Source organism: Shewanella putrefaciens, from assembly GCF_016406325.1.
Taxonomy (GTDB): Bacteria; Pseudomonadota; Gammaproteobacteria; order Enterobacterales; family Shewanellaceae; genus Shewanella; species Shewanella putrefaciens.
Genome location: NZ_CP066370.1, coordinates 4,314,762 through 4,329,965, shown reverse-complemented (window position 1 = coordinate 4,329,965; position 15,204 = coordinate 4,314,762). Strand labels below are relative to the sequence as shown.

The window sequence follows — 15,204 nt, the reverse complement described above, 5'->3', positions numbered from 1 at the left end:
AGCGTCATTGATTCCTTGATTACCACGGAATGGGTGGTGGGACTAAACGCTCACCATTGTAGCCGGGAACGACGGCAAAGCGTGGGGAGTGTGCTTCCCACTCGGCTTGAGCTTTCGCTATTTCCTCTTTGCTATGGCCGACAAAGTTCCACCAAATACTAACAGGATCGGCCAGTGGTGCCCCGCCAATCAGCAGTATGCGACAACCTGCTTCGAGTTCAACTGTAATGGTCTCACGTAACATACCGAGATACGCGAGATCATTATTATCGAAGCTTTCATCCTCGATCTGGAAGCGGCCTTCGAGTGGCATTAGGGCATATTCGAAACTGGGATCAAGGCGCAGCGTGAGTTTAGTGCTATTAACAGCATAAATATCCATGGCGACAATGGGTGAAAAGTGTAATGTGGGTGCCTGTTTATGCTGCCAAGTGCCAATCAGTAAGGTGAAGTCAACGCCTGCCTCGTGCCAAGTCGGGAGTTCGGGATAGTGATCGAATCTTGGGGTTGTGTCTTTATGCTCAAGCGGCAGGGCAATCCATAACTGCGCTGCGTGCATAGTGCTTTTGCCTTTAACAGATTCCTCCGTGTGTGCGATACCATGTCCTGCCGTCATTAGGTTGACTTGCTTGGGGCGGATCACTTGGGCGCTGCCGAGACTATCTCTGTGCATAATTTCGCCTTCGAGCATCCAAGTAAATGTTTGCAGTCCAATATGTGGATGCTGGCCGACATTCAATAAGGGGCCGTCGGTGACTGGGCCAATATGGTCGAGGAAGCACCAAGGGCCGATAAGACGGCGGTCTTTTTGTGGAATCGCCCGCGCGACGGGAATACCGCCAACATCACTGATTTTTGCGGCGATTCGTTGGACTTGAATCCGACCATTTTCAATGGGACATTCCCTTGGACCACCAAAAAATTGCGCTTGTTGCTCATTCATATTGGTTCCTTACTCTTTTGCTATGGACACTGAGTGAGTGTTTGTCTGAAATGATGACTAGGTTTCAGATTCTATCTTGCATTCGAGCTGAAGGTTTTAGCTTCGGGCATTCTGGGTGATTTTGCAAATTACCGCCCAAATTGACGTTGATCACTTTATTATTTGAACTATCACGCCAATCATTTGCACTTTTACGCCAAACCTGCTTTTCCCCTTGTAACTTCAAATGTTAATGCGTTAAATTGCGCCGCAAATAACCCTAACCATTGGTTAACAAAGGAATCATGATGAAAAAGAGTGTAATAGCATTATCGGTATTGGCTTCTATTTCCAACGCTACTTGGGCAAATAGTTTTGATGCTCGCAAAGATGCGATGGGTGGAGTAGGTGTCGCGAGTGCCCACTATAGTGCCGCCACCCCCGTCAATCCTGCACTAGTCGCTAAATATAATGAGAGTGATGATTTCTCATTCGTATTGCCTTCTATTGGTGCTCAAGGTACGGATAAGGACAAGTTGATCGACAATATAGATAATATCAAAGATGCCTATGATGCATTTCGTATTGGGGCGAATAGTGCCACAGCGAATAAATTAGCCAGTGAATTGGCTGCGGTAGATGGCAAGCTCGCTATGGTGAATGTTGGTGTAAATGTCCAAGTTGCTGTACCTAATAAATTGGTTAGTTTAGGTTTTATGGCAAATGGTTATGCGTCAGCTATGGTTGGTGCTGATGTTGCTCAAAGCGATCTTGACTATCTGCAAGATGTGATTGATGGCACCAGCGCCGCAGATCCTTCCCGTTCATTGAACTCCCAAGCCCTAGGTGTTGTTGCACTGGTTCAGGACTATGGCGTGGCGTTGGCACATCAATTTGAACTCATGGATATGCCCTTATATGTAGGGGTAACAACTAAAGTGCAAAAAGTTGAAACCTACAACTACAGTGCCACTATCACTGACTATGATGATTCTGACCTCAGTGATGACCAATATCGTTCTAGCGACTCAGGCTTTAATGCTGACCTCGGTTTGGCGCTTGATGCTGGCAATATGACCTACGGTTTAGCGGTACGAAATCTGGTGAGCAGGGATGTTGATACTGCAACGGTGAATGGCGTTACATACACTTACCAAATTTCACCTGTGGCAACCCTTGCTGCGGCCTATCGTACGGATTGGTTAACGGCGGTCATCGAGTTAGATGTTAATAAAAGCAAAGCATGGCTTGGGAAGGATGAATCCATGTTCGCTGCTGTAGAAGAATCTCAATTTGCAGCAGTAGGCGTAGAGTTTAATGCCTTTGATTGGGCACAGCTTCGCGCAGGATTCCGCTCTGACATTGCCGGTGAACAACCCGATCTTTTCACCGCAGGTTTTGGATTATCGCCATGGAGTGTATTCCACCTCGATTTAGCAGGACAAGTCGGTTCAGATAAAGCCGTTGGTGCCGCTTTGACTATGAGCTACACCTTCTAATCTAGCGAAAACTTGAAGGCCATCAAAAAGATGGCCTTCATCAAAAAGTCTGCTCTGTGAGTTATTGGGTGCTTCAAACTCAGATAGGCTGAGGTTATAGTATTTAAGCCTTTGATATCTAGAATTGACCTGATAAAAACGTCAAATTAGGTTAAGGTAAAACCCGCCTGTAATGAGTAGCGTTTTATGAAGATATTATTGATCGTTATCTTAGCCTTAGGTCTTGGCGCTTGTGCTAGCGCGCCAGAACCTAAGCCTGTGGTAAAGCAAGTTGAGCCTGTTTCTGTTTGGGATGATAGTAATATTGCAGAGCTACACTCCGAGTGGCGCGGTGTTCCCTATCGTTTAGGTGGTGGCACTAAAAAAGGGATTGATTGCTCCGCCTTTGTGTCTGTCGCATACCAAAAAATGTTAGGGATGGTGTTACCACGCACAGTTGAAGAGCAACAAACACTGGGTAGGCCTGTACCTAGGGATCAACTTCGTCGGGGTGACTTAGTTTTTTTCAAAACAGGTTGGAGCACCCATCATGTTGGCATTTATGTGGGGGATGATAATTTCCTCCATGTTTCCACTAGCCAAGGGGTGAAAATTTCCAGCTTACTTAATAGCTATTGGGCCTCTAAATATTGGAATGCGCGGCGGATTTAACCACAATGCTGCCTGTCACTACCATAGTGGCCTTTTTAATGAGATGAATTAAAAGCATTAATTACGCTATTTTTCATCGACTAAGCATATTTACAAGCTCGGTTTTATATAAACTTTTTGCCCAGATACTGCCTGCGCGAGACAAGTCACGTTTTAGCCCCACTTTTATTGCGCATTTATGCTATTTTAGCTGCGACTTATGGTCTAGAGATTTAGCCTTCAACTGTGCTTAGCTCTAGCGTCTATGCTTTTTCAATCTTGTTTATTTCAACACCATTGGGGATATCCTATGAGTAAAGCAAAAATCGGTATAGTGACGGTAAGCGATCGCGCCAGCGCGGGAATTTATGAGGATATTTCTGGCAAGGCGATTATCGACACGCTTAACGATTACCTGACTAGCGAGTGGGAGCCGATTTATCAAGTGATCCCCGATGAGCAGGATGTGATTGAAGCCACGCTCATCAAGATGGCCGATGAGCAAGATTGCTGTTTGATTGTGACCACGGGTGGCACAGGCCCTGCTAAACGCGACGTTACGCCAGAAGCCACAGAAGCTGTATGCGATCGCATGATGCCAGGCTTTGGCGAGTTGATGCGTGCTGAGTCATTAAAATTTGTGCCCACTGCCATTTTATCCCGCCAAACCGCAGGCTTACGGGGTGATTCTTTGATCGTGAACTTGCCCGGCAAACCCAAATCGATTCGTGAATGTTTAGATGCCGTGTTCCCAGCTATTCCTTACTGCATCGACTTGATGGAAGGCCCGTATTTAGAGTGCAACGAAGCCGTGATCAAGCCGTTCAGGCCTAAGGCTAAGTAATCTTGCTATTGAGCCTGTAAAAACAAAAGCCACCGCATATTGAGTGGCTTTATTGTTTTTGGAGCTTAGGATTTATAACTGACTAATCTGCTGCTTTAGCTCGTATTCAGATTCAGTGACTATTTTTTCCAGTACTTGTACTCGCTCAATAAGCACTTGGTTTTGCAGACTTAACTGAGTCACTTTATCTTCTAGTTGCTTGTCGCCAGTGGGATTGACGCCAAGTTGGCGCGCCTTCAAATAGTGCTTAAACATTTCTGTAGCACTGAAGCCTATAATGAAGGTGACCATAATCACCATTAAGATATATTCTTTTTCCATAATAACCTCCAGTTTTTATTGAGATTTTTAATTTTTGAACGAGAGATAACCCGTTCCAAAGTTTATCGAGAAAAGCACCTTACAAACCGAAGATGACCTTTTCACTCTTGAGCGATCTTTCCATACCAAAGGCGAGTAATATCGCAATGGCGAGGGTGCCTAAGGTCGACACCAGTAATTGCAGCATGGGCAAGTCTTTACCTTTGATAAAGTCCATCAATGCTTGTTGCTGGCCAGAGACGGGCAACCATTGCAGCATATCTGGCGCTATGTTGTAGCTGGCGGCCATTGATAATGCTAAGGGCACAAATAGCACTATAGTGAGATAGGACTGGGCTTCTTTAAAGGTTTTTGCCATAAAAGACACGAACAATTGCAGGCATGCGGCCATCAAAGCGACGGGGATGCCGACGATTAACATTAAGGCGATAAATTCGCTGGTGATATTGACGCTAAAGCCTAATTCCTGCCATGGCACAAAGGTGTAGGCGATTTTAGACACCAGCAAGATCAGCACTAAACCGAGCAGGGCAAATAGGCCAACAGCGATGATCTTAGAGAGCACTAATTGGCGCGTGGTCAGTGGATGGCTAAGTAACAAAGCCAGAGAGTTACGCTCACGCTCGCCGGCGCTGGTATCTATGGCAAGGTTCATCCCCGAGATAAATACCGAGTAAATCATAGTAAAAATAGCGATACCTAAGATCATCCCGCCTTTAGAATCAGGTGTGGCTTGATCTTGCACATTCACTTTTAGTGGCTGTACCACACGCGGGTCGATACCGCGAGCGATTAAACGTAGGCTACCCATTTCGGCGCTGTAGGCTTGTAATTGTTTCTCTAAGCGGCGAATGGAGTTCTGTAATTTTTCCTCCGAATTATCGGCCACGATAGTAATTTCGGCGGCTTTGCCTTGATTCATTTGCTCGGCATAGTCGGTGCTGATGATAAGCTCTATGGCTTTCAGATCCTTAGCGCCAACGTCACCTTGAGTAATGCCCTTGTTGGATAAAAACCTCACTAGATCAGGTGCGTTATCTGGGTTGGTGATAGTGATTTTAAGATCATCAGGGCTGGTTAATTGGCCAATTAACACCATAAACAGGCCACACATGATCAGCGGTGTGCCAATGGCGTAATAAAGTCCCGCCATCACAGAACGCTTATCGCGAGCGGCATCGATAAGTTCCTTACGAACCATAGCGATTATTTTATTCATGCTGTTATTCCTTTATCCATGAGCATATCTATCTGAGTTTGTACATCATTGATACTGCTTACATTGTTGTAAGTTTGAGTCATCATGCTGCGATTCCTTCATCCGTGCCGATAAGTTGAATAAAGGCTTCTTCGAGCGAGTCTTTGCCTGTTTGGATGCAAAGTTCAGTTGGGCTGCCAATGGCAACAACTCTACCTTGGGCCATGACGATGACTTGGTCGCATAATGCAGCTACCTCTTGCATCACATGGCTAGAGAACAGCACGCAATGTCCTTGATTTTTTAGGTCGATAAGAATATCGCGCAGTAAGCGAGTGCTCATTACATCTAATCCACGGGTCGGTTCGTCGAGGATAATATTGCTGGGGCAGTGGACAATTGCCTGTGCAAGTGCTGTTTTCATCCTTTGCCCTTGGGAGAAGCCTTTGCAACGGCGATCGCTAATATCTTCGAGGCGTAATTTTGCAATCACTTGGCTGGTGGCCTCTTTAGCTTCGCGGGCTGATAAGCCGCTCAACTCGGCAAAATAGCGAATGTATTCCCGTGGTGTTAAGCGCTCATACAGACCAAAAGGATCGGGAAATAACCCGAGCTGTTGTTTCGCGCCGATAGGATCGATGGTGACATCGATGCCTTCAATTTCAGCTTTACCGTTATCGGGTTTTAGTAAGCCAAAGATAGTGCGTAAACAGGTGGTTTTGCCTGCACCATTGGGGCCGAGTAATCCTGTGATTTGGCCATTTTGTGCGACAAAACTTAAGTCATTAAGCGCCTGCACTTCTCCTATGCGCTTGGAAAGATTGGATACTTTAATCATGGCTTACTCCTTGGCCCCAGTGCTGGCGTTATTATTTGTTGTGGTGGTTTTTGTGCTGGTCGCATTAAGCGGCTCGACTGAGCTGGCATTTAAATAAAAGCTGCGGCGCACATCTTTGTTTAAACATTCGCCGTCGAGGTCGTTTATTGAGCCCGTACGAACTAAATCCGCCACCAATCCATTGGCACAGGATTGATAAGCGACACCGTGGGTGGCATAGGGAGCGATAAAGTGTTTGGCGTTAGTGAGTTTTTCCATGGCTAACTCGCCCCAACTAGGCGGTGTGGCGGGGTCGATTTCACCGGATAAAAGTAAGGTTGGAATATTGCTGCTAATGGGTTCGCTAAAGCTGTTATCTACCGCGGGGACTTTCCAGATTGCACAGGTTTTTTCCATTGAGTCCAACATGGTTTGACCAACATAAGAGCTTGCTGCTTTTTCTCGCATAGCAGGCGTGATGCGATGGATATCTTCACCGCAAACCACAGAGGTGTGCATGCCCATTGCTATGCCAGCGTTATCAACTGTGAGGGCATATAACCCCAGAAGTGGTTGAAAATGATTGTTTGCAGCTTGATGGATTGCGTGGGGCACAAGGGCGCGCACATTGGTTTGATACAGTGCCATACGGATGGCTCCGTAAAATTTTCCGCGTGTTATGATGAGTTGGTTTTTTTCCCCTGTGACGGGATCGAACACATTTTCTGTGATTGCTCCCTTCGCCAGAGTGTTTGCTACCTGTTCAAATTCGGCCTTAAGTTGTGGAAACTGCTGTTTGCAGGCGGTATTTTCTTGGCAATCTTTAAACAGTAATTCAAAACCACGATCAATTGCCGAGCCTATCTCTAACACGCTTTGCTGCATGGGCACTACACCATCTAAGGTGACTGTGGCTAGCTGCTCTGGATACAAACGCATATAAAGCTGCGCCATGCGAGTACCGTAGGAGATGCCGTAGATATGCAGTTTTTTATAACCTAAGTGCGCTCGCACAGCTTCAAAATCTTTGACTGCGTTAAGGCTGCCATACTGGCTAACATCGGCATCGATTTTATCTAAGCATTTTTGTGTTTCAGCACTAGGATCGATACTGTCATCATCTAAGGAGAGTGGATTAGCGCTTTCATCACAGGTCAATAGATTGGAACGGCCAGTTCCCCGTTGGTCTATCAGTAGAATATCCCGTTGTTGACGGACCTTACTCAGCATGGCATCAAAACCCGCTGCGTTATCTATGGCCGACTGTCCTGGGCCGCCAGCAATGGCTAGTAAGGCTTCTTCATGGTTGGCATTTTTCACCGCGGGCAATACCACGTAATGTACTTGGATCTGTTTGCCATCGGGTTTGTTAGGGTTTTCGGGTACGGTCACAAAGCCGCAATTTAAACGATCGGATACGCCTTCCACATAACAGGTATTGCTCTTGCTCGCCGCTTGTATATCTTGGTTTTTTACCTCATTCGCCCAAGTTGCTGTACTTGTTATTGCCAGTATGAGTGCGCTTATGCTTAAGCGCTTTTGGCTTAAGCTCCATGTGCTTAACATGGCGCTATAGCATGTAGCCTTGGTGCTATGCCATGGTCGCGTTGGCGAAAGGGGCTGAGCTGTTTTGCTTAACTTCCTGTGTGTCATGCTATCTATCATGAGCGCTTTCCTTTTTGCATTTCAGGACGAATGTGTTAATTTAAATACCAGTGTATCGGTGTATCAATGTATTAATACAGTGTGTAAAGGCTAATGTTAGAACTTTTAAATGTCAACCCCAGTAGTGGCGAACCCATCTATAAACAATTACACGAGCAAATCGTGCGCTTAATTGTGGGTGGTCAACTGCAAGTGGAAGACGTATTACCCTCTGTACGCCAAATTGCCGAGCATTTAGCCGTAAATCCCATGACCGTTTCCAGGGCGATTCAACAACTTGTCGATCAAGGTTGGCTCGAACGCCGCCGTGGTCAAGCGACAAAAGTCGCGTTGCGAACAGAAACAATGGCATCGGGTATCAGTCTGCTCGAACCCCAGCTCGATGCCTTGTTATCACAGGCAAAACAGTTAGGCGTCAGCTTGCCTGAGTTGCAGCAACTGCTGAACGAACGCTGGCAAGATTAGAAAGTAACGTATCGATAAATAGAATAAAAAGGATGAAATTCGATGGACCAAGAGCGCACGCCAATTCTTGAATTTAACCAAGTCAATAAAGTCTTTCGCGGTAAAAATGCGAGTGAAAAGTGGGCGCTTAAGGATTTATCATTAACCTTGTCAGCGGGAATGGTGGTGGGGTTACTAGGGCAAAATGGAGCGGGTAAATCGACTCTGATGCGCTGTGCATTGGGTATTTTAACGCCGGATGCTGGCAGCATTACGACCTTAGGTGAAGCACCAAACGATTTAAGCTCACAGGCAAAGGAGCGTATAGGTTATGTACCGCAGCAACCCTTTGGTTATGAAGGTTTTACCATTGAGCGAGCCCTCGACTTACACCGCAGTTTTTACCCTAATTGGGATATGCAATTAGAGCAAGATTGGTTGGTACGTTTCGAGTTAGATGTGACCCAACAGGTGCAGCGTTTATCGGTTGGGCAAAGGCAATCGCTAGCCTTGATTATGGCGATGGCCTATCGCCCCGAGTTGTTGATCCTCGATGAGCCCGTCGCCAGTCTCGACCCTATAGTTCGGCGCAAGTTTATGGTCGATTTGTTCGATCTCGCCCTCGAATCTGGTTCTGCCGTACTGTTTTCATCCCATATCACCTCAGATATAGAGCGAGTTGCTAGCCATGTGGCGCTGATTAAACAGGGCGAGTTAGTGCTGTTTAAGGAAATCGATGCTCTGCGAGAAGAAGTGCGTTTGTTAACACTCGCTCCTGAAACTATTTTGCCCGAGCCAATTACCGTGCTGAGCCGTGTAGGTGACTCTGTGCTGGTGGATTTAGGTGAGCACTGCGCGCCAATAGCGGGCGTGTTAAAGAATGAAGCCTTAAACCTTGAGCAACTATTTATGGAGCTACACAGATGAGTGCGGCGCACCATAAGCAGATACAAGTCGCGAAGGGCAAAAGAACGAGTCAGCGAATGCATCCTTTTATGGGTATATTGCGCCTTTGGTGCTTTGATATCGGCAGTATTAGTTTTTTGGGAACGGGTTTGCTGAGTCTTGTGTTGGGTGGTGTAGCGGGTTGGTTCGGTCAAAAGGACAGCTTGGAATTATTCCTATCGATGGGAGTTGTGTCAGTCTCCGCGGCAATTGCATGGCAATTTATCCGTTTAATGGCGAGTGAATGCTCACAACTGATACCAAATTACAGGCGGAATATTTTTATCCAAAGTGGGCTGATCCTAAGTAGTGTAATTGGCATCCTCTTGATTTTATGTGTTAGTTTTGGGTTTGTTGCAAGTCTGCCGATCTTAGTGTTGGCGCTGGTCATCAGTTTAGGGTTTATCGGGTTATGTTTATTGGCCGCGCAATGGTTTTATGCCGCATTTTTATTATTCATGTTAATGCCATTTATCTCCTTGATTGAACGTCATATTCCACTATGGCTAAGTTTGAGTGTATTGCTGATTATGGGCATTGTTATTATCTATCAATGTCGTACTTTACCTTGGCGTGGTAATGCGAGGGTCGTGTATCTTAATGGTCTTGAAATGGGCTGGTTTTGGCTACCCAATCTGCAATCCATGCGCATCTTGAGCCGTTTTGAGCGTTATCTGCATCCAACCAATTTTTTTATTGGCCCTATGCTCACCATTCTATTGTTATTATTGCCTATTTTTACCTTAGGGCTTGGGGCGTTATCACTGCAATTGCAGTGGGATTTTCCAATATTATTACTTTTGGCGCAGTTTAGTGTGATTAGTTGTTCGCTAGTACATTGGAGCCGCGTGCAACGCTCACGGGCAACAGAGACCCTGTTATTAATGCCGGGATTTAACGGTCGTCAAGGGCTTATCAATGCTTTTTACCATGGGCAGCAGCGGTTACTGAATGTGATTGCAGGTATGATCTTTGTCTGTAGCTTGTTGCTTGGGGGGATTAACGGCGATGTGAGTTTGCTATTGGTCGCTCACCTGACGTTGAGTACTTACTGCGCTTGCGCCTTGATACTCGGTTTTGGCTGTATGTGTCGGCGAGTTTTACATGTCACACTGACAATGATGATAGTGGCGGGGCATTCCCTGTGGGTGTCTATCAGTCTTGCCTCTTTACGGGGTGGTAGTAATCTAACTGATTGGTTGTTATGGGATATACTCTTATCGCTTGTGGCACAAGTGGTGCTGGTTTGGGGTAAGAAAACCCTCTGGAAAAGCGATATTATGGGAGCGAATTGACGTTTATAGATTAAATGTTGTTCGCTCTGATAAGCGAGTAAAACGAGGGGTGGCATACCGTAAAAGGCGATTTACAGCGTGATTTGGGCGACATTTGCATAACATTAGAGCAAAAACTCTTAGTTTTTGGCTTGCCTTCAGGTAGAATGCTGCAAAAGCGGTACACTTGTAAGCTAAAAAGGTGAGTCTCTTATGTCTCTCGAACAATATCATGTAATTCAACTTTTACGGCAGCAAAGCGCGTCCTTAAAGGATGCCATCGCGCTGGAAGGTTTTGAAATGGCTGCTCCTTGGCATCAGGTGAGCTGGCAAGCATTTGATCATACTAGTAGTAAAATTGCACAGGTGTTGATCGAGCTTGGCGTACAAGTGCAAGACCGTTGTGTCATCCTGTCGCAAAACTGCCCGCAGTGGACTTGTGCCGATATAGGTACACTTAAGAGTCGCGCCATTGTGGTGCCGATTTATCCTACCAGTACTATAGAGCAAGCGAGTTTTATCGTTAACGATGCCGCTGCCAAAGTAATTTTTGTCGACGACGCTAAGCAATACGCCATGGCGTGTGAGTTGCAGACAATTTGCCCAAGCCTTGAGCATGTGATTGTTTTCGATTCGAGCGTGACACTCGTTGCCGATAAAGACAATCAACACTGGCATTTAGATACGTTACTCGCTGGCGGCTATACGCAAGAAGCAGAGCTAAACCAGCGTTTAGAGGCTGCAAATCTCGATGATTTACTGACGTTAATTTATACCTCTGGCACCACGGGCGATCCTAAAGGCGTAATGCTGGATTACCGTAATATGGCGTCTACCATACGTCAGCATGATCAAAAACTGGCGTTTAGCTCTGGGGATGTGTCTTTGGCATTTTTGCCATTGAGCCATGTATTTGAGCGCAGTTGGAGCTTCTACGTGTTGTGTCGTGGTGGCCATAACGTGTATCTGCAAAACACGCAAAGAGTAAAAGAGGCAATCAGCGCCGTGCGCCCGCATACCTTATGTGTCGTGCCGCGTTTTCTCGAAAAAGTGTACAGTGCAGTGCAAGACAAAGTGGCTAAATCCCCCGAAAGCCGTAAAAAAATGTTTGCTTGGGCGATGCGTGTGGGTGAGCGTCAGTTCGAAGTCGGACAGCGCCGTGCGAAGGGAAGCTTATGGTTATCTCTGCAATGGCAACTGGCAAATAAGCTGGTTTACAGCAAGCTACAGGCTGTACTGGGTGGACGTTTGAAATTTATGCCCTGTGGTGGTGCCGCATTAGATCTCAATGTCGGCTCTTTCTTCCATGCTATTGGTATTCCTGTACTTTGTGGTTACGGCATGACAGAAACCAACGCGACTGTGACCTGTAATACCTTAGATAATCGTGTGCCAGGTTCTAATGGTCAACCACTGCTTGAAACCGAAATCAAGCTAGGTAAGGATGATGAGATTTTAGTTCGCGGTGCCACTGTGATGCGTGGTTATTACAATCGCCCCGAAGACACTGCCGCTGCATTTGAAGATGGTTGGTTAAAAACCGGTGATGCAGGGTGTTTTGATGCGAACGGTAATTTATTTATTACCGATCGTATTAAAGAATTGATGAAAACCTCTAACGGCAAATATATTGCGCCACAAAGAGTGGAAGGTACCGTTGGACGTTGTCCATTTATCGAACAAGTGGCGATTATTGCCGATGCTCGCAACTATGTGACGGCTTTGATTGTACCTGCGTTTGAGTCTTTGGAAGCTTGGGCGAAAGAAAAGGGACTGAAGTACGAATCATCCCTAGAATTGCTACGCCATAGCCATGTGGTTGAGCATTTTGAGCAGCGTCTTAAGCAATTGCAGCATGAATTGGCGGGGTTTGAGCAGATTAAAAAGTTCACTCTGTTGCCTGAAGCATTTTCAATGGAAGCAGGTTTAATCACCCCAACGCTCAAGCTGCGGCGCAAGATGATTTACCATAAATACGCCCATGAAATTAATGCTATGTATAGTAATTGATTGTTAAAACAATGATCTAATAAGGCCGCCTTCGCGGCCTTTTTTATCTCTGCTACTTCCTGAATAACGTATCTTAGCTTAAAATCCGCTCCGTTTACTGGTGCGCATGAGGCGCGAGGCGTCGGGATAAAAGGTGTAGTTAAATGGAACTTTCGATTCGTAGTTTATTCGCTGCAGTGAGTGCGGTGTTGTTATCTCTTTTGACTGTCATTCCTGTGGCTGACGCTGAGGATTACGACAAAATTGTCCATGGTCCAGTCGATTTACCTAACGGGCAATGGCTTAATTTCTATCAAAAAGATCATAAAGTATGGAGTGAAATGCTCTACGGTGATGCGCCCGGCGTGCGTGTTGATGATTATGGTGCTGCTGAAATCGTAGCGGTTTTTTATCTCGATTTTGATAAAGGCGGCACCAAAGAAGTGGTTGTCATGCTCAGGGATGCCGATGGTCAGCATTTACGGGGCTATGGTTTTGAAGGGGATGAGCTCACAAAACTCCCTCGCCTACAGATTGTGCTTGATGAAGTGGCACCAACCTTAACCTCGTTTACCGTGGGTAGCGTTCGTAAAGTGTTAAGCCAAATTCCTCCGCAACAATACCGTATGACCTATGATGTTGAGGCGGTTGAAGATCCCGCCATTAAAGCGATTGTCGATGGTTCTACTAAGCTCAAGCCGACCTTAGTGGGTTATCGTAATTCCGAAGGTTCACCCGTCGATGTGAAGACAGCCGTCGAATATAAATTACGTTATCCACTCACTCGTAAAGATAAAGATGCCCAAGGCAATGAGCGCCAATATAGCTTAGTGACCACCTTTGACCGCAGTGGATATAGTGAAGAAGACGCTAGCTTTGTATTAGTGAGCGTGGCCTTTGAGGCCGATGACTTTGATTGGCTTAAAAGTGGTGGTGCCGTGATCCCTAAAACAGGCCCATCCTACGATTTTATGAGCATGGGCATGGGTAGCACTTGGGCCGGGCTTGCCAGTGAAAGTCATTATGCCCAAGGTGTGCTCGATGGCCCGTATGCAGCCTACGATGGTCGCAATGGTAGCGTGGTTTACTCTGGTAACTACAAACAGGGCAAAAAAGTCGGTAAGTGGATGGAGACAGAGAACCAAGCCATTTATTGGGAAGGTGAATATCTTGACGGTAAAAAGCAAGGTAAATGGATTGCACAGTCGATGTTTGATGAGGCCGATAGCTTTGGTTTTGCCCATTACAATCAGGATGTGCTCGACGGCCCCTACGAAGTCTATGAACCCGATTATGACTCCAGTACGGAAGGCGATAAGCGATTAGTGGCAAAAGGTATTTATCTTAATGGCGTAAAAGATGGCGAGTGGCTTGAGGCTGATGGCAGCAAAGGCCAATATCAAAAGGGTGTCAAACAAGGTCCTTGGGTCGATAAAGTGACGAGCGGACATTTCCGTGATCAAGTAGGCGAAGGTGCCTATCTTGCAGGAAAACGTACTGGCCCTTGGGTATTTAAAGCCGAAGATGGGACTCGTACCGAAGTGAGCTATGTCAATGGCTTACGTCAAGGAGAGTCTAGATCATTCGACAAAAATAATCTGATGTTTAATGTCCGCCATTATGAACAAGGCCGCCTTAATGGTCAGAGTATTTGGTATTCAAGTCCGAATGTCGTGGTGGATATCGCTAACTACCGCCAAGGAGAGTTTGATGGTCAGCAAATGCGCTTTAATCCCCAGAACGGTGAACTGACTGAACTCACGAGTTATCAATTTAATGAAGCGGTGACGCTTAAGCCTTCGCACGATGAATGTATTATGCGTGAAAATCCCTACTCAGATGATTGTGAAGGGGTGATCAATGGCAAAAATGAAGCCTCTTCATCGATAAAACACGGTGAACAGCGTGAATATTATAGCAGCGGCACCTTGTATAAATTGGCTTATTACACCAATGGCGCTGTAGATAAAGAATATCAGTTTGATTCCAATGGCCGTTTATTAAATTTAAAAACGTACAAAGCGGGTAAGGAATACGGCCCAAGTATCAGTTATTCCACTGATGGTGGTTACTCACTCTCCCGATATGGTCACCAAGTGAATAACCGTGTCTCTGGCCCCCATTACAGTTTCTATCCCAATGGGCAATTAAGAAGCCTGTGGAACTACTGCCAGCAAGAAGGCGAAACCTGGAACGGTGAACCTTATTTCTGGGATAACGCCATTGCGCGCTGCGGTATACAGCGCGAGTACTTTGATAATGGTGCCGTGAGTTGTATTGAAGATCTCGATAGCAATTATGCCGTTGATAAAGTGTGTTACGACATGAATGGCAAGATAGCGAATGAAATGCTGCGTATCGATGAGCAGCATGTGATCCACAAGCGCTACATTAACGGTGTCATCTATTCCGAAGAGCCGGGTTTTGCCGATTACTCACATATCACTAAAGGCCGTAAGATTTATCACTTAGAGAACCCAAAAACTCATGGGGTGTATAAGTCTTATAAAAATGGCAAGTTAGAATACGAGAAAATATATGATATGGGTAAGGCTGGATGCCTTAAAAAGTACGATGCTAACGGCAAGCAAACCCCAGAAACGGCGAGTTGTCAGTTTTAAAATGCTAGGTTTGGGCTAGTGGCTAGAACCTGTTT

At 45.9% G+C, this 15,204-nt stretch carries 13 protein-coding genes; 8 read left to right on the top strand and 5 right to left on the bottom strand.

Going from position 1 to position 15,204, the window contains the following annotated elements:
- Positions 1-19: 19 nt before the first annotated feature.
- Positions 20-943, bottom strand: a complete 924-nt coding sequence (locus JEZ96_RS19200; protein ID WP_011791251.1) for a pirin family protein — start codon at positions 941-943, stop codon at positions 20-22.
- 287 nt (positions 944-1,230) lie between these two features.
- Between JEZ96_RS19200 and JEZ96_RS19195 the strand changes: the two genes are divergently transcribed.
- The 3 genes from JEZ96_RS19195 to mog all read left to right on the top strand — a co-directional run bounded on the left by JEZ96_RS19195 (position 1,231) and on the right by mog (position 3,895).
- Positions 1,231-2,421 (top strand): conjugal transfer protein TraF, encoded by a 1,191-nt coding sequence (locus tag JEZ96_RS19195; protein ID WP_011918277.1) that lies wholly within the window; start codon positions 1,231-1,233, stop codon positions 2,419-2,421.
- Between the two features lie 186 nt (positions 2,422-2,607).
- Complete coding sequence (locus JEZ96_RS19190; protein ID WP_011791249.1) at positions 2,608-3,072, top strand: NlpC/P60 family protein; 465 nt, start codon at positions 2,608-2,610, stop codon at positions 3,070-3,072.
- A gap of 289 nt (positions 3,073-3,361) precedes the next feature.
- On the top strand, positions 3,362-3,895 hold the full coding sequence (gene mog, locus JEZ96_RS19185; protein WP_006083754.1) for a molybdopterin adenylyltransferase: 534 nt from the start codon (positions 3,362-3,364) through the stop codon (positions 3,893-3,895).
- A gap of 72 nt (positions 3,896-3,967) precedes the next feature.
- On the opposite strand, the gene JEZ96_RS19180 is transcribed toward mog, so the two are convergent.
- The 4 genes from JEZ96_RS19180 to JEZ96_RS19165 all read right to left on the bottom strand — a co-directional run bounded on the left by JEZ96_RS19180 (position 3,968) and on the right by JEZ96_RS19165 (position 7,896).
- The gene (locus JEZ96_RS19180) at positions 3,968-4,216 is read right to left on the bottom strand and encodes a hypothetical protein (RefSeq protein ID WP_011791248.1); all 249 of its coding nucleotides are present in this window, start codon (positions 4,214-4,216) and stop codon (positions 3,968-3,970) included.
- Positions 4,217-4,295: 79 nt separating this feature from the next.
- On the bottom strand, positions 4,296-5,435 hold the full coding sequence (locus JEZ96_RS19175) for an ABC transporter permease (RefSeq protein ID WP_011791247.1): 1,140 nt from the start codon (positions 5,433-5,435) through the stop codon (positions 4,296-4,298).
- 82 nt (positions 5,436-5,517) lie between these two features.
- Positions 5,518-6,252, bottom strand: a complete 735-nt coding sequence (locus tag JEZ96_RS19170; protein ID WP_011791246.1) for an ABC transporter ATP-binding protein — start codon at positions 6,250-6,252, stop codon at positions 5,518-5,520.
- A 3-nt stretch (positions 6,253-6,255) separates the two neighbouring features.
- The gene (locus JEZ96_RS19165) at positions 6,256-7,896 is read right to left on the bottom strand and encodes an alpha/beta hydrolase (protein WP_025007938.1); all 1,641 of its coding nucleotides are present in this window, start codon (positions 7,894-7,896) and stop codon (positions 6,256-6,258) included.
- Between the two features lie 93 nt (positions 7,897-7,989).
- On the opposite strand from JEZ96_RS19165, the gene JEZ96_RS19160 reads away from it, so the two are divergent.
- The 5 genes from JEZ96_RS19160 to JEZ96_RS19140 all read left to right on the top strand — a co-directional run bounded on the left by JEZ96_RS19160 (position 7,990) and on the right by JEZ96_RS19140 (position 15,169).
- On the top strand, positions 7,990-8,361 hold the full coding sequence (locus JEZ96_RS19160) for a GntR family transcriptional regulator (RefSeq protein WP_011791244.1): 372 nt from the start codon (positions 7,990-7,992) through the stop codon (positions 8,359-8,361).
- Between the two features lie 42 nt (positions 8,362-8,403).
- On the top strand, positions 8,404-9,267 hold the full coding sequence (locus JEZ96_RS19155; protein ID WP_011791243.1) for an ABC transporter ATP-binding protein: 864 nt from the start codon (positions 8,404-8,406) through the stop codon (positions 9,265-9,267).
- A complete protein-coding gene (locus JEZ96_RS19150) occupies positions 9,264-10,580 on the top strand; it encodes a hypothetical protein (protein WP_025007939.1) in 1,317 nt (438 codons plus the stop codon). The genes JEZ96_RS19155 and JEZ96_RS19150 overlap by 4 nt, the downstream gene beginning before the upstream one ends.
- A 192-nt stretch (positions 10,581-10,772) precedes the next feature.
- Positions 10,773-12,569: an AMP-dependent synthetase/ligase gene (locus tag JEZ96_RS19145; protein ID WP_128090211.1), complete on the top strand. Its 1,797-nt coding sequence runs from the start codon at positions 10,773-10,775 to the stop codon at positions 12,567-12,569.
- 143 nt (positions 12,570-12,712) lie between these two features.
- Complete coding sequence (locus JEZ96_RS19140; RefSeq protein WP_025007941.1) at positions 12,713-15,169, top strand: toxin-antitoxin system YwqK family antitoxin; 2,457 nt, start codon at positions 12,713-12,715, stop codon at positions 15,167-15,169.
- The last annotated feature ends 35 nt before the right edge of the window (positions 15,170-15,204 follow it).